The 26,484-nt window shown below is 61.1% G+C and carries 18 protein-coding genes, 2 other RNA genes and 1 pseudogene; 13 read left to right on the top strand and 8 right to left on the bottom strand.

All coding sequences use genetic code 11. From position 1 onward, the window contains the following. Positions 1 to 34: 34 nt before the first annotated feature. The 4 genes from guaD to xdhA form a co-directional block, all read right to left on the bottom strand. Positions 35 to 1,339 carry a guanine deaminase gene (gene guaD, locus LQ215_RS11110; protein WP_230149689.1) on the bottom strand — a complete coding sequence of 435 codons (1,305 nt, stop codon included), beginning with the start codon at positions 1,337 to 1,339 and terminating at the stop codon, positions 35 to 37. 19 nt (positions 1,340 to 1,358) lie between these two features. Then, positions 1,359 to 2,201, bottom strand: coding sequence for a xanthine dehydrogenase accessory protein XdhC (xdhC, locus tag LQ215_RS11105; RefSeq protein WP_230149688.1), 843 nt, complete (start codon positions 2,199 to 2,201; stop codon positions 1,359 to 1,361). 278 nt (positions 2,202 to 2,479) lie between these two features. Next, on the bottom strand, positions 2,480 to 4,879 hold the full coding sequence (xdhB, locus tag LQ215_RS11100) for a xanthine dehydrogenase molybdopterin binding subunit (protein ID WP_230149687.1): 2,400 nt from the start codon (positions 4,877 to 4,879) through the stop codon (positions 2,480 to 2,482). Beyond that, entirely contained in the window at positions 4,872 to 6,326 is a 1,455-nt protein-coding gene (xdhA, locus tag LQ215_RS11095; protein WP_230149686.1) for a xanthine dehydrogenase small subunit, read from the bottom strand. The genes xdhB and xdhA overlap by 8 nt, the downstream gene beginning before the upstream one ends. Before the next feature lie 382 nt (positions 6,327 to 6,708). On the opposite strand from xdhA, the gene LQ215_RS11090 reads away from it, so the two are divergent. The 6 genes from LQ215_RS11090 to ffs (LQ215_RS11065) all read left to right on the top strand — a co-directional run bounded on the left by LQ215_RS11090 (position 6,709) and on the right by ffs (LQ215_RS11065) (position 16,090). After that, positions 6,709 to 7,368: a GntR family transcriptional regulator gene (locus LQ215_RS11090; RefSeq protein ID WP_053186814.1), complete on the top strand. Its 660-nt coding sequence runs from the start codon at positions 6,709 to 6,711 to the stop codon at positions 7,366 to 7,368. A gap of 2 nt (positions 7,369 to 7,370) precedes the next feature. After that, entirely contained in the window at positions 7,371 to 10,859 is a 3,489-nt protein-coding gene (smc, locus tag LQ215_RS11085) for a chromosome segregation protein SMC (protein WP_230149681.1), read from the top strand. Positions 10,860 to 11,116: 257 nt separating this feature from the next. Next, positions 11,117 to 11,962, top strand: coding sequence for a cell division protein ZipA (gene zipA / locus LQ215_RS11080; RefSeq protein WP_058545536.1), 846 nt, complete (start codon positions 11,117 to 11,119; stop codon positions 11,960 to 11,962). A 204-nt stretch (positions 11,963 to 12,166) separates the two neighbouring features. After that, positions 12,167 to 14,524, top strand: coding sequence for an NAD-dependent DNA ligase LigA (ligA, locus tag LQ215_RS11075; protein WP_230149679.1), 2,358 nt, complete (start codon positions 12,167 to 12,169; stop codon positions 14,522 to 14,524). Between the two features lie 128 nt (positions 14,525 to 14,652). Continuing rightward, on the top strand, positions 14,653 to 15,813 hold the full coding sequence (locus LQ215_RS11070) for a zinc-binding metallopeptidase family protein (protein WP_230149677.1): 1,161 nt from the start codon (positions 14,653 to 14,655) through the stop codon (positions 15,811 to 15,813). Between the two features lie 180 nt (positions 15,814 to 15,993). Then, positions 15,994 to 16,090: signal recognition particle sRNA small type (ffs, locus tag LQ215_RS11065), an RNA gene on the top strand. A 145-nt stretch (positions 16,091 to 16,235) separates the two neighbouring features. Here ffs (LQ215_RS11065) and LQ215_RS11060 read toward each other — a convergent pair. Continuing rightward, positions 16,236 to 17,084, bottom strand: a complete 849-nt coding sequence (locus LQ215_RS11060) for a hypothetical protein (protein ID WP_230149675.1) — start codon at positions 17,082 to 17,084, stop codon at positions 16,236 to 16,238. A 217-nt stretch (positions 17,085 to 17,301) separates the two neighbouring features. On the opposite strand from LQ215_RS11060, the pseudogene LQ215_RS11055 reads away from it, so the two are divergent. Both LQ215_RS11055 and ffs (LQ215_RS11050) read left to right on the top strand, forming a co-directional pair. Then, a pseudogene (locus LQ215_RS11055) lies at positions 17,302 to 17,680 on the top strand (IS66 family transposase); the annotation flags it as partial. 9 nt (positions 17,681 to 17,689) lie between these two features. Further along, positions 17,690 to 17,787, top strand: an RNA gene (gene ffs / locus LQ215_RS11050) — signal recognition particle sRNA small type. A gap of 179 nt (positions 17,788 to 17,966) precedes the next feature. Here ffs (LQ215_RS11050) and LQ215_RS11045 read toward each other — a convergent pair. Continuing rightward, a complete protein-coding gene (locus LQ215_RS11045) occupies positions 17,967 to 18,473 on the bottom strand; it encodes a DUF4823 domain-containing protein (protein ID WP_230149673.1) in 507 nt (168 codons plus the stop codon). Positions 18,474 to 18,669: 196 nt separating this feature from the next. Further along, positions 18,670 to 18,984: a helix-turn-helix domain-containing protein gene (locus tag LQ215_RS11040; protein WP_230149671.1), complete on the bottom strand. Its 315-nt coding sequence runs from the start codon at positions 18,982 to 18,984 to the stop codon at positions 18,670 to 18,672. Between the two features lie 338 nt (positions 18,985 to 19,322). Between LQ215_RS11040 and LQ215_RS11035 the strand changes: the two genes are divergently transcribed. Beyond that, positions 19,323 to 21,068, top strand: a complete 1,746-nt coding sequence (locus tag LQ215_RS11035; protein ID WP_230149669.1) for a putative bifunctional diguanylate cyclase/phosphodiesterase — start codon at positions 19,323 to 19,325, stop codon at positions 21,066 to 21,068. Here the strand turns inward: LQ215_RS11035 and LQ215_RS11030 are convergent. After that, complete coding sequence (locus tag LQ215_RS11030; RefSeq protein WP_230149668.1) at positions 21,014 to 21,784, bottom strand: substrate-binding periplasmic protein; 771 nt, start codon at positions 21,782 to 21,784, stop codon at positions 21,014 to 21,016. The genes LQ215_RS11035 and LQ215_RS11030 overlap by 55 nt on opposite strands. 143 nt (positions 21,785 to 21,927) lie before the next feature. Between LQ215_RS11030 and dnaX the strand changes: the two genes are divergently transcribed. The 4 genes from dnaX to recR all read left to right on the top strand — a co-directional run bounded on the left by dnaX (position 21,928) and on the right by recR (position 26,396). Continuing rightward, the gene (dnaX, locus tag LQ215_RS11025) at positions 21,928 to 24,003 is read left to right on the top strand and encodes a DNA polymerase III subunit gamma/tau (RefSeq protein ID WP_230149666.1); all 2,076 of its coding nucleotides are present in this window, start codon (positions 21,928 to 21,930) and stop codon (positions 24,001 to 24,003) included. Between the two features lie 64 nt (positions 24,004 to 24,067). After that, positions 24,068 to 24,406, top strand: coding sequence for a YbaB/EbfC family nucleoid-associated protein (locus tag LQ215_RS11020; protein ID WP_003183512.1), 339 nt, complete (start codon positions 24,068 to 24,070; stop codon positions 24,404 to 24,406). A 286-nt stretch (positions 24,407 to 24,692) separates the two neighbouring features. Next, the gene (locus LQ215_RS11015) at positions 24,693 to 25,727 is read left to right on the top strand and encodes an NADP-dependent oxidoreductase (protein WP_230149659.1); all 1,035 of its coding nucleotides are present in this window, start codon (positions 24,693 to 24,695) and stop codon (positions 25,725 to 25,727) included. A gap of 66 nt (positions 25,728 to 25,793) precedes the next feature. After that, complete coding sequence (recR, locus tag LQ215_RS11010; protein ID WP_230149657.1) at positions 25,794 to 26,396, top strand: recombination mediator RecR; 603 nt, start codon at positions 25,794 to 25,796, stop codon at positions 26,394 to 26,396. The last annotated feature ends 88 nt before the right edge of the window (positions 26,397 to 26,484 follow it).

The raw sequence follows: 26,484 nt of genomic DNA, 5'->3' as shown, positions 1-26,484 counted from the left end.
TGCTCGCGATGGCGATTTAACAGGCAATAAAAATCTACCGCTGATGCACCAATTTACCGGCCGCATAAGTCTGCGCCACCGTCCGGTCATCCCCCAGCGTCACCAACACGAACAACCGCTCGGCAATGTCCTTGGCTTGCTTGAGGCGATAGCCCAGCAGCGGCGTGGCGTTGTAGTCCAGCACCAGGAAGTCCGCATCGGTCCCCGGTTGCAACGTCCCGATTTTGTCCTCCAGGCGCAGGGCCCGGGCGCCGCCGAGGGTGGCCAGGTACAGCGACTTGAACGGGCTCAGCCGCGCGCCCTGCAACTGCATCACCTTGTAGGCTTCGTTCAGGGTTTGCAGCAGCGAAAAACTGGTGCCGCCACCCACATCCGTGCCCAACCCTACGTTCACCTTGTGCTTCTCGGCCATCGGCAGGTTGAACAGGCCACTGCCGAGGAAAAAGTTCGAGGTCGGGCAGAACGCGATGGCCGAACCGGTCTCGGCCAGGCGCGCGCATTCGTCGTCACATAAGTGCACGCCGTGGGCGAACACCGAACGTTCGCCGAGCAGTTGGTAGTGGTCGTAGACGTCCAGATAACCTTTGCGCTCTGGAAACAGCTCCTTGACCCATTGCACTTCCTGCAGGTTTTCACTGATGTGAGTCTGCATGTACAGGTCGGGATATTCCCCCAGCAACTGACCCGCCAGGGCCAGTTGTTCCGGCGTGCTGGTCGGCGCAAAACGCGGGGTCACGGCGTAGTGCAGGCGGCCCTTGCCGTGCCAGCGCTCGATCAGCGCCTTGCTCTCGGTGTAGCTGGATTCGGCAGTGTCGACCAGGTAGTCCGGGGCGTTGCGGTCCATCATCACCTTGCCGGCGATCATCCGCAGATCGAGCTTCTGGGCCACTTCAAAAAACGCATTCACCGATTGCGGGTGCACACTGCCGAACACCAGCGCGGTGGTGGTGCCGTTGCGCAGCAGTTCCTTGACGAAAATATCGGCCACGGCATCGGCGTGGGCCTTGTCGGCGAACTGGCTTTCGCAGGGGAACGTGTAGGTGTTGAGCCAGTCCAGCAATTGCTCGCCATAGGCGCCAACCATGCCGGTCTGGGGCAGGTGGATGTGGGTGTCGATCAAACCGGGGGTGATCAGCGCGTCCGGGTAATGAGTGATTTCGATGTCCGCTGCCAGGGTCGGCAGCAAGTCATGGGCGTGGCCGATGGCACTGATCTGGCCGTTTTCCGCCACCAGCAAACCGTCTTCGAAATATTCATAGGACGCCTCGATACCGACTTCGGCCGGGTCGGCGAGGCTGTGGAGCAGGGCGGCGCGGTAGGCTTTGCGTGTCAGGGGCATGGGAATTCTCAACGAGTGTTCAACGGTTCGCCTGGCTGCGGCGCGAGGCCGGCAGCAGCTTGGCGATCGGTTCGGCGCGGGCGGTGTGCTGGCCGAAATCGGCGTTATAGGTGGCGATGATTTCGCCGGCGATGGAGACGGCGATTTCCACAGGCAGCTTGCCTTTGACTTCGCCGATGCCCATCGGGCAACGCATGCGCTGCAAGGTGCTGCTGTCAAAACCACGATCACGCAGGCGATGCTCGAACTTGACCCGTTTGGTCTTCGAGCCGATCAGGCCAAAGTAGGCAAAGTCGTTGCGCTTGAGGATCGCGGCGCTCAGTTCCAGGTCGAGCTGATGGTTGTGGGTCATGACGATGCAGTAGCTGCCGACGGGCAATTCGTCGACTTCATCCAGTGGCTCTTCGGTGACGATCTTGCGCACGCCATGGGGCAGGTGTGCGGGGAACTCCGCCTCCCGCGAGTCGATCCAGCGCACCTTGCAGGGCAGGCTCGCCAGCAGCGGCACCAGGGCGCGGCCGACGTGGCCGGCGCCGAACACGGCGATCTGCGCCTGGACCTGGCCCATGGGTTCGAACAGCAGCACGGTGACGCCGCCGCAGCACTGGCCAAGGCTGGCGCCGAGGCTGAAGCGCTCCAGATGGGTGTCCTGCTGGCCGCTGGCGAGCATCTGCCGGGCGATTTCCATGGCCTTGTATTCCAAGTGTCCGCCACCGATGGTGTCGAACGTCTGGCTGGCGCTGATGACCATCTTCGAACCGGCGTTGCGCGGGGTGGAGCCGAGCTCTTCGATGATCGTCACCAGCACGCAGGGTTCACCGCGATCTTGCAGGTCGGCGAGGGCGCTGATCCAGTTGTACATATTCACCTCGACATCTCTGTTGTCTGTTCGGGCCTCATCGCGAGCAAGCTCAGCTCCCACAGGGGATTTCAGGGCTAACATAATCCCTGATCTTTCCCAGGGGATTTCAGGGCTAACATAATCCCTGGTCTTTCCCAGGGGATTTCAGGGCTAACATAATCCCTGAGCTCCCACAGGGGGATTTCAGGGCTAACATAATCCCTGAGCTCTCCCAGGGAATTTCAGGGCTACAAAATCCCTGTGGGAGCCGAGCTTGCTCGCGATAGCCGCGCCGCGGTCTAGAGCGAAGCCACTTCGGCTTCAGCTTCCTCAGTCTTGACCACCTTCAACCCCCGCATTTGCTCACACCCCCACAACACCCGCTCCGGCGTCGCCGGCGCATCAATGTTCGGTTGGTGCTGGTAATCCCCCAGGCTCGCCACGGCGTCCTTGATGGCGCACCACGCGGCGATGCCGAGCATGAACGGCGGCTCGCCCACGGCCTTGGAGTGGAACACCGTGTCTTCGGGGTTCTTGCGGTTTTCCACCAGCTTGACCCGCAGGTCCAGCGGCATGTCGGCCACGGCGGGGATCTTGTAGCTGGCCGGACCGTTGGTCATCAGCTTGCCCTTGTCGTTCCACACCAGCTCTTCCATGGTCAGCCAGCCCATGCCCTGGATGAAACCGCCCTCGACCTGGCCGATGTCGATGGCCGGGTTCAGCGAGGCGCCGACGTCGTGAAGGATGTCGGTGCGCAGCATCTTGTACTCGCCGGTGAGGGTGTCGACGATCACCTCGGCACAGGCCGCGCCATAGGCGTAGTAATAGAACGGCCGGCCGCGGGCCTGGCTGCGGTCGTAGTAGATTTTCGGGGTCTTGTAGAAGCCGGTGCTCGACAGCGAGACCTGGGCGAAATACGCCTGCTGCACCAGCGCCTCGAAGCTCAGGATGTGATCGCGCACTCGCACATGGCCGTTGTGGAATTCCACGTCCTCTTCGCTGACCTTGTACTGGCGCGCGGCGAATTCCACCAGGCGCCGCTTGATGGTTTCGGCGGCATTTTGCGCCGCCTTGCCGTTCAGGTCGGCGCCACTGGAGGCCGCGGTCGGCGAGGTGTTCGGGACCTTGTCGGTGTTGGTCGCGGTGATCTGCACGCGGTCCATTTCCACTTGGAACACCTCGGCCACCACTTGCGCGACCTTGGTGTTCAAGCCCTGGCCCATTTCCGTGCCGCCGTGGTTCAGATGGATGCTGCCGTCGGTGTAGACGTGGATCAAGGCCCCGGCCTGGTTGAGGAAACTGGCGGTAAAGGAAATGCCGAATTTCACCGGGGTCAGCGCCAGGCCCTTTTTCAGGATCGGGCTATTGGCGTTGTAGCGACGGATCGCTTCTCGACGCTCGGCGTACTGGCTGCTTTCTTCAAGCTCGGCGGTCATTTCCTCGAGCATGTTGTGCTCGACGGTCTGGTAGTAGTGGGTGACGTTACGCTCGGTCTTGCCGTAATAGTTGGCCTTGCGCACCGCCAGCGGATCGAGTCCCAGGTGCCGGGCGATGGCGTCCATCACCTCTTCGATGGCGACCATGCCTTGGGGCCCGCCGAAACCACGATAAGCGGTGTTCGACGCGGTGTTGGTCTTGCAGCGGTGGCCGTTGATGGTCGCATCGCCCAGGTAGTAGGCGTTGTCGGCATGGAACATCGCCCGGTCGACGATCGAGGCCGACAGGTCCGGCGAGCAACCGCAGTTGCCGGCCAGTTCCAGGGCGATGCCGTGCAGGCGCCCGGTGCTGTCGAAGCCGACGTCGTATTCGATGTAGAAGGGGTGGCGCTTGCCGGTCATCAGCATGTCTTCGACACGAGGCAGGCGCATCTTGATCGGCTGGCCGGTGAGGTGCGCGATGACCGCGCACAGGCACGCCGGGCTGGCGGCCTGGGTTTCCTTGCCGCCAAAGCCGCCGCCCATGCGGCGCATGTCCACCACGACTTTGTTCATCGACACGCCCAGCACCTCGGCCACCAGTTTCTGCACTTCGGTGGGGTTCTGGGTCGAGCAGTAGACGAGCATGCCGCCGTCCTCGGTGGGCATCACCGAGGAGATCTGGGTTTCCAGGTAGAAGTGTTCCTGGCCGCCGATGTGCAACGAGCCCTGGATGCGATGTTCGGCGCTCGCCAGTGCCGTGGCCGAATCGCCGCGCTTGTGAGTATGGCTGTCGAGCACGAAGTGCCGCTTGCGCAGGGCCTCGACCACGTCCAGTACCGGTTCCAGGTCTTCGTATTCGACGATGGCCGCCATCGCTGCCTTGCGCGCGGTGTCCAGGTCCTTGGCGGCGACAGCCAGCACCGGTTGGCCGACGAACTGCACATCATCGATGGCCAGCAACGGATCGCCCGGCAACAGCGGGCCAATGTCCTTCAGGCCAGGGATGTCTTGGTGGGTAATGGCGATGCGCACGCCTTCGAAGGCGTAGCAGGGCGTGGTATCGATGCGAATGATCCGGGCGTGGGCGCGGTCCGACAGCCGGGCATAGACGTGCAACTGGTTCGGGAATTCCAGGCGGTCATCGATGTACTGCGCCTCGCCGGACACGTGCTTGGCGGCGCTGTCGTGCTTGACGCTGCGGCCCACGCCGGTGGTGAGGTCGCGGGCGAACAGCTCGGCGAGTTCGGCTTGGGTCTTCTCTACGGTGTGATGGTTAGACATAAGCGGTCACCCGAGTCTCGATGTGCGGCGTTTGCAGTTCGATGAAGTATTTGCGCAACAGGTTGCGGGCGCTGAGCAGGCGATATTCCTTGCTGGCGCGGAAGTCCGATAGCGGCGTGAAGTCTTCGGCCAGGGCGAGGCAGGCGCGTTCGACACTGCTGTCGGTCCACGGCGCGCCGATCAATACCGCTTCGCAATGCGTGGCGCGTTTCGGGGTGGCGGCCATGCCGCCGAAGGCCACGCGCGCGTCGCGGACCACGCCGTTGTCGATGCGCAGGTTGAACGCCGCGCACACCGCGGAAATATCATCGTCCAGGCGCTTGGACACCTTGTATGCGCGGAACGCCTGTTCGGCGCTGGCCCGCGGCACGATGATCTTTTCGATGAATTCGCTTTCCTGGCGGGCGGTGACCCGGTAGTCGATGAAATAGTCTTCCAACGCCAGGGTGCGGCGGGTCTGGCCCTTGCACAGCACGATCTGTGCGCCGAGGGCGATCAGCAGGGGCGGCGAGTCGCCAATCGGCGAGGCGTTGCCGATGTTGCCGCCCAGGGTGCCCTGGTTGCGGATCTGCAGCGAGGCGAAGCGCTGCAGCAATTCGCCAAAGTCCGGGTATTCGGCTTTCAAGGCCTCGTAGCAATCGGAGAGGGCGGCCGCAGCGCCGATCTCCAGGCGATCGTCGAAGCGTTCGATGCGCTTGAGTTCGGCGACGTTGCCCACGTAGATCATCACCGGCAAGGTGCGGTGAAATTGCGTGACTTCCAGGGCCAGGTCCGTGCCGCCGGCCAGCAAGCGTGCTTGAGGATAAGCATCGTAGAGATCGGCCAGGTCGGCGACGGTCAGCGGCACCAGGCAGCGTTTGTCACCACTGTTGAGTTCACCGGTCTCGGTCGGGGCGATGGCTTTGAGGCGGGCGATGGTTTCGGTTTCGCGGGCGTCGAACTGATCCGGCTGCTTAGCGCAGCAGGCCTGCTCGGCGGCGGCCAGGATCGGCCGGTAGCCGGTGCAACGGCAGAGATTGCCGGCCAGGGCTTCATGGGCTTTATGGGCGTCGGGTTGCTCGCTGTTCTTTTGCAGGGCGAACAGCGACATGACGAAGCCCGGTGTGCAGAAGCCGCATTGCGAACCGTGGCAATCGACCATCGCCTGCTGGACGCTGTGCAGTTGGCCCTGGTGCTTGAGGTCTTCGACGCTGATCAGTTGCTTGCCGTGCAGGGACGAGACGAAGGTCAGGCACGAATTGAGGCTGCGGTAGCGAATGCGTTCGCGGCCATTGGCGTCCGTTTCCAATTCGCCTACCACCACGGTGCACGCGCCACAGTCGCCGCTGGCGCAGCCTTCTTTGGTGCCGGGTTTGCCAACGTGTTCGCGCAAATAGTTGAGCACGGTCAGGTTCGGGTCCAGGGCGTGCTCGCTACGGAGTTCCTGGTTGAGTAAAAACTGGATCACGGAAGGCCTCGCAGACTCATTATTGTTGTATCGACGTGGGCTGAATTTATCAGTTCTGACTTTTCGGTCAACGATTTTCTGACTTAAAGGTCAAGAAAAGCCGCTTGGTCGATGAACAACGATCTATGGACACTGTAGAACCCTGTGGGAGCCGAGCTTGCTCGCGATGACGGCGCTACATTCAGTATGGATGCAAGATGACAGAGCGCTATCGCGAGCAAGCTCGGCTCCCACAGGTTCTTCCACAGGTTCTGTTTCAGCAGGAAAGCCATTATTTTTTTGCTTGAATCGTGCCAAAAACCCGGTACAGGCCCTGCGCCATGACGTATCGAGTGCGCTACACTGCGCCGCTTGTGCAAATCGAAGAGTTTGAAGGACAACCATGACGTTCAAGGCCCCGGACAGCCTCGCCGAGCAAATCGCCCATCACCTCGCCGAACGCATCATTCGCGGCGAAATGAAACCGGGAGAGCGCATCCAGGAGCAGAAGGTCACGCTGGCGCTCAACGTCAGCCGCGGCTCGGTCCGCGAGGCCTTGCTGATCCTGGAGCGACGCCACTTGATCGCGATCCTGCCGCGCCGCGGTGCCCACGTCACCGAACTCACCGAACACAAGGTGCGCAGCCTCTGCACGCTGATGAGCGAGCTGTACATCCTGCTGGGCAACGCCGTGGCCCATGGCTGGAAAGAACAGGCCGACATGGCGCCGTTCGTGGCGATCCAACAGCGTCTCAACGACGCCTACGCGCGCCAGGACATCCGCACCTTCGTCGATGAAAGCTTCAGCGTGATGCGCGCCGCCTATCCCTTTGCCAATAACCCGTATTTGCAGGAAACCGTCGAGAACCTGCAACCGGCCATGAGCCGTGCCTATTTCCTGGCCCTGGACCAGCGCAAGGCGGAAATGAGCGAGTTCCTCGACCTGTTCCAGCGCCTGCTCGCCGCCGTGCTGGCCCGTGATTTACCGCAGATCCGCATCGTGCTCACGGCCTACGCCCAGCGCAGTTGCGACCTGGTGGTCTCTGCCCTGACGAAGGCCTGAACGTGCGGCTCAAGTGCATCAAGCTGGCGGGGTTCAAATCCTTCGTCGACCCGACCACGGTGAACTTCCCCAGTAACATGGCGGCGGTGGTCGGGCCCAATGGTTGTGGCAAGTCGAACATCATCGACGCCGTGCGCTGGGTGATGGGCGAGAGCTCGGCCAAGAACCTGCGCGGCGAGTCGATGACCGACGTCATCTTCAACGGCTCCACCAGCCGCAAGCCGGTGAGCCAGGCCAGCATCGAGCTGGTGTTCGATAACTCCGACGGTACCCTGGTCGGCGAGTACGCAGCGTATGCGGAAATCTCCATTCGTCGCAAAGTGACCCGCGACAGCCAGAACAGCTATTTCCTCAACGGCGCCAAGTGCCGGCGCCGCGACATCACCGATATTTTCCTTGGCACCGGCCTGGGCCCGCGCAGCTACTCGATTATCGAGCAGGGCATGATCTCCAAGCTGATCGAGGCCAAGCCCGAAGACCTGCGCAACTTCATCGAAGAAGCCGCCGGTATTTCCAAATACAAGGAGCGGCGGCGCGAGACCGAAAACCGCATTCGTCGCACCCACGAGAACCTGGCGCGCCTGACCGACCTGCGTGAAGAGCTCGAACGCCAACTCGAGCGTTTGCACCGTCAGGCCGAGGCCGCGAAGAAGTACCAGGAATACAAGGGCGAGGAGCGCCAGCTCAAGGCCCAGCTGTCGGCCCTGCGCTGGCAAGCGTTGAACGAGCAGGTCGGCCAGCGTGAGGCGATCATCGGCAACCAGGAAGTCAGCTTCGAAGCCCTGGTGGCCGAGCAACGCAACGCCGACGCCGCCATCGAGCGCCTGCGCGACGGGCACCACGACCTGTCCGAGCGCTTCAATCTGGTGCAGGGGCGCTTCTATTCCGTGGGGGGCGACATCGCCCGGGTCGAGCAGAGCATCCAGCATGGTCAGCAACGGCTGCGGCAGTTGCAGGATGACTTGAAGGAAGCCGAGCGGGCACGCCTGGAAACCGAATCGCACCTGGGCCACGACCGCACTCTGCTGCTGACCCTTGGCGAAGAACTGGACCGGCTCACGCCAGAGCAGGAAATCACCAGCGCCGCCGCCGAAGAGGCCGCCGCGGCCCTGGAAGAAGCCGAGCTGACCATGCACGGCTGGCAAGAGCAGTGGGACAGTTTCAACCTGACCTCGGCCGAGCCGCGGCGCCAGGCTGAAGTCCAGCAGTCGCGCATCCAGCAGTTGGAAACCAGCATGGAGCGCCTGGCCGAGCGTCAGCGTCGCCTGTCCGAAGAGCGCGCCTTGCTCGCGGCGGACCCGGAAGACGCGGCGATTCTGGACCTGAGCGAGCAACTGGCGACCAGCGAAGCCACCCTCGAAGACTTGCAGGCCAGCGAAGATGCCCAGGTCGAACGGCTCGAGCAACTGCGCCAGGCCTTGCAATTGGCCTTGCAGAACCAGCAGCAGGGCCAGGGCGAATTGCAGCGGCTCAATGGGCGCCTGGCCTCGCTGGAAGCCTTGCAGCAAGCCGCGCTGGACCCAGGCACCGGCGCCGCCGAATGGCTGCGCGACCAGCATCTGGCCGAGCGTCCGCGACTGGCCGAGGGCCTGAAGGTCGATGCCGGTTGGGAGCTGGCGGTGGAAACCGTGCTGGGGGCCGACCTGCAAGCGGTGCTGGTGGATGACTTCGGTGGCTTCGACTTGTTGGGTTTCACCCAGGGCGATTTGCGCCTGCTCAGCCCGGCTGGAGATGGCGTACGAATCCCCGGCAGCTTGCTGGACAAGGTCGAGGCCCAGGTCGACTTGTCGCCCTGGCTAGGGCAGGTCAAGCCGGTAGACAGCCTTGAACAGGCCTTGGCCCTGCGTGGGCAATTGGCGGCCGGCGAAAGCCTGATCAGCCGTGACGGGTATTGGGTCGGCCGGCATTTCCTGCGGGTGCGTCGGGCCAGCGAAGCCGAGAGCGGCATGCTCGCCCGTGGCCAGGAAATCCAGCGCCTGGGCGCCGAGCGCGAAGAGCGCGAGGCCAGCGTCGAAGCCCTGGAAACCGAATTGCAGAACCTGCGGGCGCAACAGCGTCAGCAGGAGAATGGTCGCGAACACCTGCGGCGGCTGTTGCAGGATGAAGCGCGCCAGCAAGGCGAGCTCAAGGCGCAGTTGTCGGCCGGCAAGGCCAAGGTCGAACAGCTGGCGCTGCGCCGCACCCGCCTCGAAGAAGAAATCGCCGAACTGGGTGAGCAGCGGGCGCTGGAGCACGAACAGATCGGCGAGGCGCGCTTGCAACTGCAAGAGGCCCTCGATGCCATGGCGCTGGACACCGAGCAGCGTGAACTGTTGCTGGCCCAGCGTGACAGCCTGCGCGAGCGCCTGGATCGGGTGCGCCAGGAAGCACGCCAGCACAAGGACCATGCCCATCAGTTGGCGGTGCGCCTGGGCTCGCTCAAGGCCCAGCACGATTCCACGCGCCAGGCATTGGAACGGCTGGAAATGCAGTCCGAACGCCTGACCGAAAAACGCGAGCAGTTGAGCCTCAATCTGGAGGAGGGTGAAGCGCCGCTGGAAGAGCTGCGCCTCAAGCTCGAAGAGTTGCTCGACAAGCGCATGAGCGTCGACGAAGAGCTCAAGACGGCGCAGATCGCCCTGGAGGATGCCGACCGCGAACTGCGCGACGCCGAAAAGCGCCGCAGCCAGGCCGAGCAGCAATCGCAACTGATCCGCGGCCAGATGGAACAGCAGCGCATGGAGTGGCAAGCCCTGACCGTGCGACGCAAAGCCCTGCAGGATCAATTGCTGGAAGACGGCTACGACCTCGACGGCGTGCTCGCCACCCTGGTGGCCGGGGCGAACGAGAAGGACGCCGAAGAGGAACTGGAGCGCATCGCCCAGCGCATCCAGCGCCTGGGGGCAATCAACCTGGCGGCCATCGACGAGTACCAGCAGCAGTCCGAGCGCAAGCGCTACCTGGACGCCCAGAATGACGATCTGGTGGAAGCGCTGGAGACCCTGGAAAACGTCATTCGCAAGATCGACAAGGAAACCCGCAACCGCTTCAAGGATACCTTTGATCAGATCAACGGCGGTTTGCAGGCACTTTTCCCAAAAGTTTTCGGTGGCGGCAGCGCCTACTTGGAACTGACGGGCGAAGATTTACTCGATACAGGGGTGACAATCATGGCGCGTCCTCCTGGCAAGAAGAACAGCACCATCCATTTGCTCTCCGGTGGCGAAAAGGCACTGACCGCATTGGCCCTGGTCTTTGCCATCTTCAAATTGAACCCGGCGCCGTTCTGCATGCTCGACGAAGTCGACGCGCCACTGGACGACGCCAACGTAGGACGTTACGCACGGCTGGTGAAGGAGATGTCTGAAACAGTGCAGTTCATCTACATCACCCACAACAAGATCGCCATGGAAATGGCCGATCAGTTGATGGGGGTAACCATGCATGAGCCGGGCTGTTCGCGACTAGTGGCGGTAGATGTGGAGGAGGCCATGGCCCTGGTGGATGCCTGATCAACGAGTTGTAGGGCATTTACTTAGAGCGCTGTAGGTGTTTTTACCCTGGGGGTTGATGTTCAATTCACAGATTGGGCACAAGCCTGTGCGACAGACGGTGTAAAGTTATCTTTGGTCGTGCTAGTTTAATGTCAATTTTTCGTATGCGTGGGCAAAACGCCATTCAGAACATAGGGTTGGCGCCACGTTTTAAAGCGGTTTGCAAATAGCTAAGCCCCTTATTTTTCAGCATTTTTATAGAGGCACGGGATTACATGGAAATCGGTCTGCGCGAGTGGCTGATCGTCATCGGCATCATTGTCATTGCCGGTATTCTTTTCGACGGCTGGCGCCGCATGCGCGGCGGTAAGGGGAAACTGAAGTTTCGCCTGGACCGCAGCCTGTCGAACCTGCCCGATGAGGATGACAGCGCCGAACTGCTAGGCCCGCCCCGGGTGCTGGATACCCACAAGGAGCCGCAGCTGGACGAACACGACTTGCCGTCGATGAGCGCGCCTGCCCGTGAACCACGGGAATCGGGTTCCAAGCGCGGCAAGCGCAACAGCGAGCCGTCCCAGGGTGATTTGAACCTGAACCTCGACCTGGATGGTGGTCCGAGCTTCAGCAGTCGCGACAGCGACTTCCCGGACGAGAACAAAACCTCGAGCGCCGACAAGGACCAGGCCCAGGCTGAAGAAGTGCTGGTGATCAGCGTGATCTGCCGCGACCCGGCCGGCTTCAAGGGCCCGGCGTTGCTGCAGAACATCCTGGAAAGCGGCCTGCGTTTCGGCGAGATGGACATTTTCCACCGGCACGAGAGCATGGCCGGCAACGGCGAGGTGCTGTTCTCCATGGCCAACGCCGTCAAGCCTGGCGTGTTCGACCTGGACGACATCGATCATTTCAGCACGCCGGCGGTGAGTTTCTTTCTCGGCCTGCCGGGCCCGCGGCATCCCAAGCAGGCCTTCGACGTGATGGTGGCCGCGGCTCGCAAGCTGTCCCAGGAGCTCAATGGCGAACTCAAGGATGACCAGCGCAGCGTGCTGACTGCCCAGACTATCGAACACTACCGCCAGCGCATCGTCGAATTCGAGCGCCGGGCACTGACCCAGAAGCGCTGAGGCCAAAGATCGCTGGCCTGTAGGAGCTGACGAGTGCAACGAGGCTGCGATCTTTCCACTGACGATTGGGTCGTGAGCGAAAGATCAAAAGATCGCAGCCTCGTTGCACTCGTCAGCTCCTACAGCTCCTATAGTGCCTGCATGCGATCGAAGTATTGAGAATGAGCAGCCTAGGCTGCTCTTTTGCTTTATGAGAGAACACCCATGAACGCCGTTGAAACCCGCATCCAACAGCTGCGCACCGAGCTGGACCAGCACAACTACCGCTATCACGTCCTCGACGAACCGAGCATCCCGGACGCCGAGTACGACCGCTTGTTCCATGAGCTCAAGGCCCTGGAAGAGCAGCACCCGGAGCTGGTGACCAGCGATTCCCCGACCCAGCGGGTCGGCAGCGTGGCGCTGTCGGCGTTCAGCCAGGTGCGTCATGAGATCCCGATGCTCAGCCTGGGCAACGCCTTCGACGAAACCACTATGCGTGAATTCGACCGGCGGGTGACGGAAGGTCTCGACCTGCCCGTGGGCGATTTGCTGGGCGGCGGCGCGGCGGTGGAATACAGCTGTGAGCCGAAGCTCGATGGCCTGGCGGTCAGCCTGTTGTATCAGGACGGCATGCTGGTGCGCGGAGCCACGCGCGGTGATGGCACCACGGGCGAGGACATCAGCGTCAACGTGCGTACCGTGCGCAATATCCCCCTCAAGTTGCAGGGCAGCGGCTGGCCGCCACTGCTGGAAGTGCGCGGCGAGGTGTACATGTCCAAGGCCGGCTTCGAGCGTCTCAACGCCACGCAGTTGGAGGCGGGCGGCAAGACATTTGCCAACCCGCGCAATGCGGCGGCGGGGAGCCTGCGCCAGCTGGATTCGAAGATCACCGCCAACCGCCCGCTGGAATTCTGCTGCTACGGCATCGGCCAAGTGACCGCGGACATTGCCGATACCCACATCGGCAACCTCAGGCAGCTCAAGGCCTGGGGCTTGCCTATCAGTCGTGAATTGAAGCTGGCCCACGGTATTGACGAGTGCCTGGATTACTACCGCGACATCGGCGATCGGCGCAACGCGTTGCCGTATGAGATCGACGGAGTGGTGTTCAAGGTCAACAGCATCGCCTCCCAGCGCGAACTGGGTTTCCGCGCCCGGGAACCACGCTGGGCCATCGCTCATAAATTCCCGGCCTCTGAAGAACTCACCGAGTTGCTGGACGTCGAGTTCCAGGTCGGCCGCACCGGCGCTGTCACGCCCGTGGCACGCCTCAAACCGGTCAAGGTCGCTGGTGTGACCGTGGCCAACGCCACCTTGCACAACATGGACGAAGTGGCGCGCCTGGGCCTGATGATCGGCGACACCGTGATCATCCGCCGTGCCGGCGACGTGATCCCGCAAGTGGTGCAAGTGATCACCGAGCGCCGCCCGGACGACGCCCGCCCCGTGGAGATCCCCCGGCAGTGCCCGGTGTGTGGTTCCCATGTCGAGCGCACGCAGCTGATCAAGCGCAGCAAGGGCCGTGAAACCATCAGCGAAGGTGCGGTGTACCGCTGCGTCGGTCGCCTGGCCTGTGGTGCGCAGCTCAAGCAGGCGATCATTCATTTCGTGTCGCGCCGGGCCATGGACATCGAAGGCCTGGGCGAGAAGAGCGTCGAGCAACTGGTGGATGAGGGGTTGGTGGGTTCGCCCGCCGACCTGTATGCCCTGACCTTCGAGCAGGTGGTCGACCTGGAAGGCTTCGCCGAACTGTCGAGCAAGAACCTGCTGGCGGCCATCGTCGACAGCAAGAAGCCGAGCCTGGCGCGTTTCATCTACGCCCTCGGCATCCCGGACGTGGGCGAGGAAACCGCCAAGGTCCTGGCTCGCTCCCTTGGTTCGCTGGAGCGCGTGCAGGCGGCTTTGCCCCAGGTGCTCACGTACTTGCCGGACGTCGGCCTGGAAGTGGCCCATGAGATCCACAGCTTCTTCGAAGACCCGCACAACCGCCAGGTGATCAAGGACCTGTTGCGCCACGGCCTCGAGATCCAGGACCAGGGCGAGTTGGGCGCCGAGTTTTCCGCGAGCACGACCCTGGGTGGTTTTCTCGACAAGCTGAACATCCCTTCGGTCGGTCCGGGCGGGGCGCAGAAACTGGCAGACAAGTTCGGTTCACTCGAGGCGGTGATGAACGCTGACTGGCTGGACATGCGCCAGGCGTTGCCGGAAAAGCAGGCCAACGCCGTGCGCGAGTTTTTTGCCGTTGCTGCCAACCGTCAGCAGGCCGAAGCCGCGGAGCAACAGTTGCAGGACTTCGGCATGCATTGGCAGAGCGAGAAGAAGGTCGTCGAAGGCTTGCCCGAGGCGGGTCACACCTGGGTGCTGACCGGTTCGCTGGAGTTGATGAGTCGCGACGTCGCCAAGGACAAGCTGGAGAGCCTGGGGGCCAAGGTTGCCGGTTCCGTGTCGGCGAAAACCCACTGCGTGGTGGCGGGGCCGGGCGCCGGTTCGAAATTGACCAAGGCCAACGAGCTGGGGCTCAAGGTGCTGGATGAAGAGGCGTTTGTCGTCTTTCTGAGTCAGCATGGCATCACGGTTTAGCCGGGTTGGCTCTTGTGGCGAGGGAGCTTGCTCCCTCGCCACGGTTTATCGGGCACTATGACGCAACGCGTGGGAACGATCATGGAAGTGGGGTGATCTAGTCTTGCAGGCTCCAGGGAGAGATCGCCATGTACCGCTTCTTCGAACAACTGAGCTCACGCATCGCCGCGCCGTTCCTGGGCGATCGGTCACGTAACAGCAAGGTCTGGCCGTGCCGCTGCGGCCAGTCGTTGTTTTTTCGCAATAGCCAATGCCTGGCCTGCCTGGCGGCGCTGGGTTATCAACCTGAGCAAAGTCGCCTGACGTCCTTGCAACCCGGCGAGCAAGCCGGGACCTGGACCCTGGATGTCGATCCCCAAGCCGGGCTGTTCCGCCGTTGCGCCAACCTCGATACCCCGGCGGCCTGCAATTGGCTGCTGCCGGACAATGGGCGCGATACCCTGTGCATCGCCTGTAGCTTGAACCGCACCATTCCCGACCTGTCGATCCCGGAAAACCCCGAACGCTGGCGCAAGGTCGAGACCGCCAAGCGTCGCCTGGTCGCTCAGCTGATTACTTTCGGCTTGCCGGTCTTCCCGAAAACCGTCGACGAAAACGTCGGCTTGGCGTTTGATTTCATCGGTGTCGATCCCGACGGCACACCACCCACCACCGGTCACGCCAGTGGATTGATCACCCTCGACATCAAGGAAGCTGACGATGCCCATCGCGAATACGTGCGCCAGCAGATGCGCGAGCCATATCGCACCTTGCTCGGGCATTTCCGGCATGAGGTAGGGCATTACTACTGGGACCGGCTGGTCGCCAACAGCCATTGGCTCGAGGCTTTTCGCGAGCTGTTCGGCGATGAGCGCGCCAGCTACGCCGAAGCCCTGGAGCGGCACTACCAGCAAGGCGCGCCGCTGGACTGGCAAACCCATTACGTCAGCGCCTATGCCACCATGCACCCGTGGGAGGACTGGGCGGAAACCTGGGCCCACTACCTGCACATGATGGACGCGGTGGACACCGCCCTGGGTTTTGGCATGAGCGCCCGGGAAATGGATTTCGACTACCAGCCGTTCCCGCCCGAGACCTTGTACGACGCCGAACATGCAGGCGGTGCGGCTTTTCTTTCGTTCGTCAACGCCTGGATCGAACTGGCTGGCATGCTCAACGAACTGTCCCGCAGCATGGGCCAGCCGGATTTCTACCCGTTCGTCGTACCGGCGGCAGTGATCACCAAGCTGCACTTCATCCATCTGGTGATCCAGGAGGAGGGTGGTCGGGCGGATGAGGTGTTGTTGTAGTTCTGTGAGAGCAGCCTGCATCCATGCCTGATGTGCCGACATCATCGCGAGCAAGCTTTGCTCCCACAGCAAGTGCTTGAACATCTTCAGTTTTTTAATCCGGCACGAACGGTTGTAACTTCTTGCCAGATAGGTACAATGGCGCGGCTCGCCATCAGGCGGGCGTCGTTATGGTGACCCCATCGGTCCCCCCGCAACGATTACCCGTGAACCTGGTCAGATCCGGAAGGAAGCAGCCACAGCGGGAACATTGTGTGCCGGGGTGTGGCTGGTGGGGTTGCCTCCATAACGCTCCAAGCCTTCGTTCGTAAGGTTTATGAGATGCCTTTCGGTCAGTCTGAAGCGGAATGATCCTTTTTCAATAGCGCAGCTTATTGCTTGCGAAACGCTCCGTGCTTTGGCGAAGCGTTTCATTTGCGAAGTTATAGTGCAAAGATAATCATTGAATCTATTAGTTCGCAAACTCTAACTGTGCTCGATAGAACCGATATTTTAACGGTTCTATCTATGGTGTTATGGTTGAATTCGATTGTAGCAACACTCTCCGAAAATCCATCATCTATATTCAAGATTGATATGCCGTCAGGGTAAAGCTTGTCCTTGTTTCCGGTCAGGGCATATCTTCCTCCCGAAGAAGCATAGCCTTGGAGGATACGACTCTCTACTTTTACTAGTTTTTCACTTATCATTTGATGGATGGAGCTGGGTTGGTTTTCTCCTGCTGAGAAGTACAAGCTGGTATTTGTTGTAAAAGAAAAATATGTCGTGTCTGGAAGTACAACGGATTCTTTTCCATTGCCGAGAGGGCGGGCTTGTTCTTCGCCAATTGCTATAAGGTGCTGGATGCCATTTTCTTCATGAAACTTTTTTTTCTTGCCGTGAGATGAATGGCTTTGCCCATCGATGGTAAGGACTGCGGATGTGGTGATGCCCCAGTCATAGGAAGCAGCGACCGATCCCTGTGAATTCATTGACGTGTAAGTAACTTCGTTACCAGTTTTTTCTATTTTGAATATGGCCTCTGTTTCGGGGTCGCTCATTTTTAAAGTGATTGAGCTTGGGATATAAGCGACTACTAATCCGTAATGGTTGGGACGTATGTCCGTTGTTGTCGGGAAGCGGATTGGCTCAACTTGCCATGTTTCAACTAGTCTCCATTCTGGATCTGTAAGGCTGGTCCGGGTATACAGGCTCTTCGATAATAAAAGCGCCTTTGAGGCTATGATTGTCATTGGAATCTTATTTGATATTGTTACTGATTTGGTTTTCATCTTGGATATCCTGAAAATTTGGCTTGAGTTGGTGCGGTGCTGCAAGCAATTAGCGGTTTCTTGCTATGTGATTTTTTTGTTTGCATGTTTTTTTGTCTACTGTCAGTTCTGACAGTTCGGATGAGTGGTGGTTAGGTATTTCATAGCTTGCCGGGAGTGTCGTTCTTTATTTGAAAAGGAATTCGCTGTCTCTATAGCCATACGCCATACGCTTTTTCAGCCACTATTGAATCTGCTACGCGACCAGCTGTTGGGAAGCCGCGCCGTTCACTGCGATGAAACCTGTGTGCAGGGGGAAAGGATCTGGTTGGGGCGAACAGCCGCTCTCGGGTATCGGGCAGACCGGCAGTCTGTCCGACAAGCCGGTGGTCCTTTTCGGCTGCTTCATCAGTCGTACGCAGCAGATGCCGACGCGCCTGCTCGAAGGCTATTGCGGCTATGTGATGACCGACGATTAAGTGGGTTACAGCGCATTGGGTGCGCAGGATGAGGTTGAGCGTTTAGGGTGCTGGGTGCATGCACGCCGCAAGTTTGTCGAAGCGCAAAAGGTTCAGCCTAAAGGTAGGGCGGGACGTGCCGAAATGGCTTTGTGTATGACCCCATCGGTTCCGTCGCCCCCCAACGATTGCCCGTGAACCTAGGTCAGATCCGGAAGGAAGCAGCCACAGCGGGAACATTGTGTGCCGGGGTGTGGCTGGTGGGGTTGCCTCCATAACGCCCGAGCCTTCGTTCGTAAGGTTTGCCAAACTCAAATTTCTTGTTGTTTCGCTGATCGATACCGATCGGTGCGTTCTGCTGTCCAGGTTTTGGCCGGACGGGGCAATCGAGTGTCAGCGTCAACAAGGAGGCCGGCCCTGTGCATTGACAGGACCGGACCTTCGGTCAGTACTGAGCCTTCACGTACTCAGCAATGGGCTCTTGCAAAAGATCCTGTGGATGGTCCCCGCCAAAAGTCGCCCATTTACTTTTACCGGACAAGATCGCAGACCCCAGCGGCTGTGCGCCCGTCGGGCCATAAATGGCGAGCTTCACTTCTATCTTGTCGGGGAGGCCCGACCATTCCGTGGCGCGTTCTTCCCAATGCAGGATTTCCGGGATGACGTAGTAGCCCGAAGGGTTGTCCTGTCTCAGGCAATTCAATTCACGGCATCCGCCCATTACCGTCACACGATTGGTGTAATAAGAGAAGGCCGTCTTGACGGCGGCGGCTGTCATATCACCGGAGGCAGGGTAGGGCGTGGTTTCGTAGCGGCCGTCGATCGGAATGGCAATGGTGACGGGCATCTGCCGATCAAGTTTTCCCTGATTGGGCAATACCTCTTGTTGCGCGTATTTGGCGGTGCAGCCGCTGGCGAGTATCGAGACAAGAATGATCGAAAGTTTATGCACAGTGTCCCCGGGGATTTTATTGTGTCGACGAGTCGGTAGGCGTCATAGGGACGCAGGAATCAGCGCGTCGATAGTCCGGGTTCATGACAGGCGATGTCAACGTGACATTATGTCTTGCCTCACCCTCGAATTGAGCAGGCGAGCAAAGACATGCCCGGCCCGTCTCGCACCGACAGGCCAGGCTTCTTTCGTTGCATCAAGGCTTGGACAAGGCCTGGTCGACCGCTGCGATCAGCTTTCCCAGGTCCTTCGGGGTGGCTTTGTGTATCACACCGAACAGATACGCCCGCTGTTCGTCCTCATCGCCCATGTCGGCAAAAAAGGCTTTGAGTTGCACATCCAGCACATTGGCAAGCAGGAACAAGGCTTCGACGCTGGGGGTGTAAGTGCCGGTTTCGAAGCGGCTGATGGTTTTGGGGTCAAAACCGGTTTTTTCGCCAAGTTCAGCCTGAGTAAGCCCCGCTACTTTGCGGTAGCGTCTGATGGCTGGACCCAAACTTGAAATTTGCATCGCTTAATTCCCATTTAGAATCAAGAACTTAACGATAGATTTTCGCATTAGGCAACCGCGGGATCCATCACCTTGCTTTGCAAACTGTGATGTGTTTCGTAGAATCGGCCTTTGGCACGGGTATTTGGTGACCTGCTTCAGAAGCCAGGGTGTGTGCAGGGACGGGGCCTTGCGTTTCTTGCCGGGATACACGGCAAGGGCTGAAGCTCTCCCTTGGCATCGCCAGGGCCCGCGCTCCAGCTTTCCTCAATGTGTTTGAGCCTAGTTGATTTTCGCCTGTCTTGAAGGCGGTGCAACCGCGCGCGACAAATGAGCCTGACTCATGGATGACTGCTTCGATGGATAAGAAGTACCGCAGAGCCGTTGACGCCGCCGCAATCTTTTCCGAAACCGATCTGAGCGGGCGCATCACCTACGTCAACGATCAATTTTGCAGCCTTTTTGGTTACCGGCGCGATGAGTTGCTGGGCGCGAACCATCGCCTGCTCAATTCCGGAGAGCACCCTGGCGAGTTCTTCGGCGTCATGTGGCGCACGATTGCCCAGGGCCAGGTCTGGAAAGGGGAGATCTGCAACCGGGCCAAGGACGGTACGCTGCACTGGGTCGACACCACCCTGGTGCCGGTGATCGATGACGAGACAGGGCAAATCGAGCGCTACCTGGCGATTCGCTTCGACGTCAGCGAAAAGCGTCGTCTGCTGCATTCCCTGCAATGGCGGGTCGGTCACGATGTGCTGACCGGATTGCCCAACCGCACCTATCTGTCCGATCTGCTGGACCAGGCCCTGGCGTTTTCCCGTGCGCAGAACTTGCCCCTGGCGGTCTGCATGCTCGACCTCGATGGCTTCAAGGCGGTCAATGACGGTTATGGTCACGCCAGTGGTGATCGGCTGCTGGTGGAGGTCGCCAGGCGCCTGCGCAGTATCGTGCGTGGCGAGGACGTGGTGGCGCGGCTGGGTGGGGACGAGTTCGTGCTGGTGCTGCGCCATGTGTGTGGGATGGATGAGTTGCATGCCGCGTTGAACCGGGTTTTGATCGCCGTTTCCATGCCGTATGGCATTGACGGCAAGGACATCAAGGTCTTCGCCAGCATTGGCGTCACATTGTTTCCGTGGGATAACGAGGACGCCGAGACCCTGTTGCGTCACGCCGACCAGGCGATGTACGTGGCCAAGCAAAGCGGTCGCAATCGTTTCCACTTGTTCGATGTGTCCCGGGACAAGGAAGTGCGGGCCACTTACCAGACCGTCGAGCGGGTCCGCCAGGCACTGGCCGGTAACGAGTTGCGGCTGCACTTCCAGCCCAAGGTCAACATGCGTGATGGCACCGTGGTCGGCCTGGAGGCGCTGCTGCGCTGGAAGCATCCGCAACGTGGCCTGGTGCCGCCTCGGGAGTTCCTGCCGCTGGTGGAAGAGACCGACCTGATCGTCGAGATCGGCGAGTGGGTCATGGAGCAGGTCTTGACCCAGTTGCAGCAATGGCAGCAAGCGGGGCAGGGCTGGCCGGTGAGTATCAATATCTCGGCGCGGCATTTCCAGCGGGCGGATTTTGTCGAGCGGCTGCGGCAGGTGTTGGAACGGCATCCAGCGGTACCGCCACGCCTGTTGGATCTGCAGATTGTCGAATCCGTTGCAGTGGAAAACCTTGCCCACGTCAGCGCCTGCCTGCAGGCCTGCCATGCCTTGGGCGTGGGATTTTCGCTGGGTGGTTTCGGCACGGGCTACTGTTCGCTCAACGACCTCAAGCACCTGCGCACGCAAACCATCAAGATCGACAAGACCTTTGTCCGCGATATTCTCCATGACCGCGACGACCTGGCACTGACCGAAGCGGTGATCGGCCTGGCCCGGGCGTTTGGTCGTGAGGTGGTCGCCGAAGGGTTGGACAGCCTTGAGCATGGCCAATTGCTGTTGAACCTGGGCTGCGAGGTGGCGCAAGGTTATTTCATCGCCCGGCCCATGCCGCCCGAACAGGTACCCGGCTGGGTGCAGGGGTTCATCCCGCCGTCGCAATGGCAGCGGCCAGGCGATCAGGGCGAGGGTGCCTCGCTCCTGGCCTGCGATGCGTCAGTGCGGCCAGTGTAGAGCTGGATGATCGCGTCGATCTCCCCGGACGTCTTCATGTTCAACAAGGTTCTCAGAATGCGTTGCGCTGGAATGTTCGGATCGTTGCGCACGTAACAACTCAACTGCTGTTCTTGAAGCACGGCCACCTCATGGAGTTGCCGATCAGCGGTATGACGTTGATTGAACCAGTCCAGCGCCCATTGGTTGCTGATCCCGTAGCGATAACGCCCGGCCAGCAGCTTCGCCAGCACCTGTTCCTGGCTGCGGGCATCGTCGCGGTGCAGTTGGCCGCGGTCGAACAAGGGTTGCAGGGTCGGGTAGCTATAGCCGAGTACCGTGCCGATCGGCTGTTCCGGCAACGAGGCTAGTGTGACCGCCGCAGGGGCGCTTGCCGTGGCGACGAGCAGGTCGCGCTGGAAAAACAACGGGACGCTCCAGAGGTAATCGCCACTGTCCTTTACCCAGTCGGGGCTGACGTAGCAACGCATGTCGATCTCGCCGTGTTTCATGGCGCCCTCCAGCCGGGCGCGGGACAGGACATGGAATTGCGCCGGCAGTCCCATCCGGGTCGCCAGGCTGGTCATTATATCGGGAAGGATGCCCTGGGTCGGGCGACCCCGTTCGATCTGCACCATGGGCATCGCCCAACCGTCGGTAACGGCGAAACGCAAGGGTGCTTCCTCGGCAAAGCAACTGCTACCCAACAACAGCAACGCCCCCATGGCTGCGCGCATAAACTCTCCTGACTGTGCAAAACCGCGTCGACAACCGAGTCCCTGATCCAATCTTAGTCAGATTAGACGAGCACACCGGATGCAATTTCGCCCCTGCTCCGCTAGCATTAGCCGCTTATGTTCCTTCGATGCGACGGTTTTCGATGAGTTATCAGGTTCTTGCACGTAAATGGCGTCCGCGCTCGTTCCGCGAAATGGTCGGCCAGACCCATGTGCTCAAGGCCCTGATCAATGCCTTGGACAGCCAGCGGCTGCACCATGCCTACCTGTTCACCGGCACCCGCGGCGTGGGCAAGACCACCATCGCGCGAATCATCGCCAAGTGCCTGAACTGTGAAACCGGCATCACCTCCACGCCCTGCGGCGAGTGCTCGGTCTGCCGGGAAATCGACGAGGGCCGTTTCGTCGACCTGATCGAGATCGACGCCGCCAGCCGCACCAAGGTCGAAGACACCCGCGAGCTGCTCGACAACGTGCAGTACGCGCCGAGCCGTGGGCGCTTCAAGGTCTACCTGATCGACGAAGTGCACATGCTCTCCAGCCATTCCTTCAATGCGCTGCTCAAGACCCTCGAAGAACCGCCGCCCTACGTCAAGTTCATCCTGGCGACCACCGACCCGCAGAAACTTCCTGCAACGATTTTGTCGCGGTGCCTGCAGTTCTCCCTCAAGAACATGACGCCGGAACGAGTCGTCGAGCACCTTACCCACGTGCTGGGTGTCGAGAAGGTGCCCTTCGAGGACGATGCCCTGTGGCTGCTGGGCCGCGCCGCCGATGGTTCGATGCGCGACGCCATGAGCCTGACCGACCAGGCCATCGCTTTCGGTGAAGGCAAGGTCATGGCCGCGGATGTCCGGGCCATGCTCGGCACCCTCGATCACGGCCAGGTCTATGACGTCTTGCATGCGCTGATCGAAGGCGATGCCAAGGCGCTGCTCGAGGCGGTGCGTCACCTGGCCGAGCAGGGCCCGGACTGGAATGGCGTGCTCTCGGAAATTCTCAACGTGTTGCACCGGGTGGCCATCGCCCAGGCCTTGCCGGATGGCGTCGACAACGGCCATGGCGACCGTGATCGAGTACTGGCCCTGGCCCAGGCCCTGCCGGCCGAAGATGTGCAGTTCTATTACCAGATGGGCCTGATCGGCCGACGCGACCTGCCCCTGGCACCGGATCCGCGTGGTGGCTTCGAAATGGTCCTGCTGCGAATGCTGGCGTTCCGGCCAGCCGACACGGCGGACGCCCCGAGGCAAACGCTAAAGCCAGTGGGGATCAGCCAGGCCACAGCTGATTCCGCCAAGCCAGTGGCTGCCGCGCCCGTCGTTGCGCCGGCAGTGGCTTCGGCTCCGGCAGCGCCGGCACCTGTGGCATCACCGACCCCGACACCCGTTGTCGCGGCCCCTGAGCCAGAACCTGAACCGGTCGTCGAGGCCCTGCCCGAACCGGTCGCTGAAGCGGTCGTCGATCTGCCCTGGAACGATCCGATCGAGCCCGAGGTTGTCCAGCAACCTGCCGTGGAGCCGGTCCTGGAGACCGTCGCCGAGCAGCCCGAGTTGCCGCCGATGCCTTTGCCGACGCCCGACAGCGTGGTGCCCGATGCGCCGGAGTGGGTCGCCGCGCCGGTGCCCGAGCCGACCGTGGCCGACGTCGATGTCGCCACGCCCGGCCTCGATCAGGACGACGAACCGCCGCTGGACGAGGATTACATCGAGCCGGACATGGATTCGGCCTACAGCTACCTGGACGACCTGGCCAGCGAGCACGCCGCTGAGCCGGCCCCGGAGCCCGAGCCGGAACCTGCGGCGATGCCGGCCACCGGGCTGGCCCTGCAATGGCTGGAGCTGTTCCCGAAACTGCCGATCAGCGGCATGACCGGCAGCATCGCCGCCAACTGCACGCTGATGGCCGTGGAAGGCGACCACTGGCTGCTGCACCTGGACCCGGCCCACAGCGCACTGTTCAACGCGACCCAGCAACGTCGCCTCAACGATGCGCTGAACCAGTATCACCAGCGCACCCTGACGCTGACCATCGAGCTGATCAAGCCCGAGCAGGAGACCCCGGCCCAGGCCGCGTCCCGGCGCCGAGCGGACCGTCAGCGCGAAGCCGAGGAGTCGATCCACGGTGATCCATTCATCCAGCAGATGATGCAACAGTTCGGCGCCGTGGTCCGTCACGATACTATCGAACCTGTCGAGGCCCCGGTTACCCAGGGCTCATAACTGAAGGCGCCGGGTCGATCGGGCCGGGCGCGTTGTTTATCCAAGTACTTTCGAGGTGATTCCCATGATGAAAGGTGGCATGGCCGGCCTGATGAAGCAGGCGCAGCAGATGCAGGAAAAAATGGCCAAGATGCAGGAAGAACTGGCCAACGCCGAAGTCACCGGCAAGTCCGGCGGCGACATGGTGACCGTGGTCATGACCGGTCGTCACGACATCAAGCGCGTCAGCATCGACCCAAGCGTGGTCGAAGGCCTGAGCGAAGACGACAAGGAAATGCTCGAAGCCCTGTTCGCCGCCGCCGTCAATGACGCGGTGCGCAAGATCGAAGCCAACAGCCAGGACAAGATGTCTGGCATGACGGCCGGCATGCAACTGCCGCCGGGCATGAAACTGCCGTTCTGATTCGCCATCCCGTTCGGGATGGGCTACATACAATGCCAGGCATCGCGCCTGGCATTTTTGTTTCTGGTCCAAATACTTCGGTGGATGTCAGGTCGCTATCGCGAGCAAGCTCGCTCCCACAGGGTTCATGAGTGAGCACAAATCTTGTATTCACCACAGTCCACTGTGGGAGCGAGCTTGCTCGCGATGCGGTCACTGCGGTCCAACCGAACAAACATCGAACGCCACCCCCTCGGCAATGGTCTGCTCCCTATACGTGCCACTCAACGATCAAGGAGACGCTCCCATGTCACAAGCTTCGACTTCCAGCCAGCGCATTGTCCTTGCCTCCCGCCCCCATGGCGCCCCGACCGCGGACAATTTCCGTCTGGAGCAGGTGACGCTGCCGGAGCTGGCGCAAGGGCAGATCTTGCTCAAGACGCTGTTCCTGTCCTTGGACCCCTACATGCGCGGGCGAATGAGTGACGGACCTTCCTACGCCGCTCCGGTGCAAATCGATGAGGTGATGACCGGTGGCGCCGTCAGCCGCGTGGAGCGCTCGATGCACCCGAAATTCCAGGAGGGCGATCTGGTGGTAGGGGCCACCGGTTGGCAGAGCCACAGCATCAGCGACGGGCGCAACGTGATGCCCATCCCCTCGGGGCTGCCCAGTCCTTCGATGGCCCTGGGTGTGCTGGGCATGCCGGGCATGACCGCTTACATGGGGCTGATGGACATTGGCCAACCCAAGGCCGGGGAAACCCTGGTGGTCGCGGCGGCCTCGGGTGCCGTGGGCTCGGTGGTCGGCCAGGTGGCGAAGATCAAGGGCCTGCGCGTCGTCGGCGTCGCGGGTGGCAGCGAAAAATGCAAGTACGTGGTCGACGAGCTGGGGTTTGACGCCTGTGTCGATCACAAGAGCGCGAATTTTACCGAGGAGCTGGCCCGGGCCTGTGACAAGGGCATCGACATCTATTACGAAAACGTCGGTGGCAAGGTTTTCGACGCCGTCGTGCCGCTGCTCAACGCCAAGGCACGGATCCCGCTCTGTGGCCTGATCGCTTCCTACAACGATCATCAAGCGCCGAGCGGCCCGGATCGCTTGCCGCAGTTGCAGCGCACGTTGCTGACCAAGCGCGTGCGGATCCAGGGGTTTATCGTGTTTGACGACTACGGCGACCGCCAGCCGGAATTCATCAGCGCCATGGCCCCTTGGGTGCGCGATGGCAAGGTCAAGTTCCGCGAGGACGTGGTTGATGGCCTTGAGAATGCACCGCAGGCGTTTATCGGCCTGTTGGAAGGGCGCAACTTCGGCAAGTTGGTGGTACGGGTCGCCCAGGATTGAGTATTTGACGCTAATCGGAGGCGCGGGTATAAACCGCGTCTCGTTGTTATGTCGGACATTTCCTCCATGAGCTTCAGCCCTTTGATTCGCCAACTGATCGATGCCCTGCGAACGTTGCCGGGTGTAGGTCAGAAAACTGCCCAGCGCATGGCGTTGCAATTGCTCGAGCGTGATCGCAGCGGCGGTTCGCGCCTGGCCCAGGCCCTGAGCCAGGCCATGGAAGGCGTAGGGCATTGCCGTTTATGCCGCACCCTCACCGAAGACGACCTCTGCCCACAATGTGCCGACCCGCGTCGGGACGACAGCCTGCTCTGCGTGGTGGAGGGGCCAATGGATGTGTATGCGGTGGAGCAGACCGGTTTTCGTGGCCGTTATTTCGTGCTCAAGGGCCATCTGTCACCACTCGACGGCTTGGGGCCTGAAGCCATCGGCATTCCACAGTTGGTCGCGCGGATCGAAGAAGCGGGTACGTTCACGGAAGTCATCCTTGCTACGAACCCGACGGTCGAAGGCGAAGCCACCGCCCATTACATCGCCCAACTGCTCAACAACAAAGGCCTGGTCGCCTCGCGCATCGCCCACGGCGTGCCGCTGGGTGGGGAGCTTGAGTTGGTGGATGGCGGGACGCTGGCGCATTCGTTTGCGGGGCGCAAGCCGATCGCGTTGTAACAGCAGCACAAATCCCTGTGGGAGCGAGCTTGCTCGCGATAGCGGTAGACCAGCCAATATCTATGTTGGCTGACACACCGCTATCGCG

This window comes from Pseudomonas brassicacearum, from assembly GCF_918698105.1.
GTDB classification, from domain to species: domain Bacteria; phylum Pseudomonadota; class Gammaproteobacteria; order Pseudomonadales; family Pseudomonadaceae; genus Aquipseudomonas; species Aquipseudomonas brassicacearum_F.
This window is presented reverse-complemented; position numbering and strand designations above follow the sequence as displayed.

Coding starts and splice junctions, on each gene's coding strand:
- LQ215_RS11090 (WP_053186814.1), top strand. CDS start 6,709: ATGACGTTCAAGGCCCCGGACAGCCTCGCCGAGCAAATCGCCCATCAC.
- LQ215_RS11030 (WP_230149668.1), bottom strand. CDS start 21,784: ATGCGCGCAGCCATGGGGGCGTTGCTGTTGTTGGGTAGCAGTTGCTTT.
- xdhB (WP_230149687.1), bottom strand. CDS start 4,879: ATGTCTAACCATCACACCGTAGAGAAGACCCAAGCCGAACTCGCCGAG.
- LQ215_RS11015 (WP_230149659.1), top strand. CDS start 24,693: ATGTCACAAGCTTCGACTTCCAGCCAGCGCATTGTCCTTGCCTCCCGC.
- LQ215_RS11035 (WP_230149669.1), top strand. CDS start 19,323: ATGGATAAGAAGTACCGCAGAGCCGTTGACGCCGCCGCAATCTTTTCC.
- LQ215_RS11040 (WP_230149671.1), bottom strand. CDS start 18,984: ATGCAAATTTCAAGTTTGGGTCCAGCCATCAGACGCTACCGCAAAGTA.
- recR (WP_230149657.1), top strand. CDS start 25,794: ATGAGCTTCAGCCCTTTGATTCGCCAACTGATCGATGCCCTGCGAACG.
- zipA (WP_058545536.1), top strand. CDS start 11,117: ATGGAAATCGGTCTGCGCGAGTGGCTGATCGTCATCGGCATCATTGTC.
- LQ215_RS11060 (WP_230149675.1), bottom strand. CDS start 17,084: ATGAAAACCAAATCAGTAACAATATCAAATAAGATTCCAATGACAATC.
- ligA (WP_230149679.1), top strand. CDS start 12,167: ATGAACGCCGTTGAAACCCGCATCCAACAGCTGCGCACCGAGCTGGAC.
- dnaX (WP_230149666.1), top strand. CDS start 21,928: ATGAGTTATCAGGTTCTTGCACGTAAATGGCGTCCGCGCTCGTTCCGC.
- xdhC (WP_230149688.1), bottom strand. CDS start 2,201: ATGTACAACTGGATCAGCGCCCTCGCCGACCTGCAAGATCGCGGTGAA.
- LQ215_RS11070 (WP_230149677.1), top strand. CDS start 14,653: ATGTACCGCTTCTTCGAACAACTGAGCTCACGCATCGCCGCGCCGTTC.
- guaD (WP_230149689.1), bottom strand. CDS start 1,339: ATGCCCCTGACACGCAAAGCCTACCGCGCCGCCCTGCTCCACAGCCTC.
- LQ215_RS11020 (WP_003183512.1), top strand. CDS start 24,068: ATGATGAAAGGTGGCATGGCCGGCCTGATGAAGCAGGCGCAGCAGATG.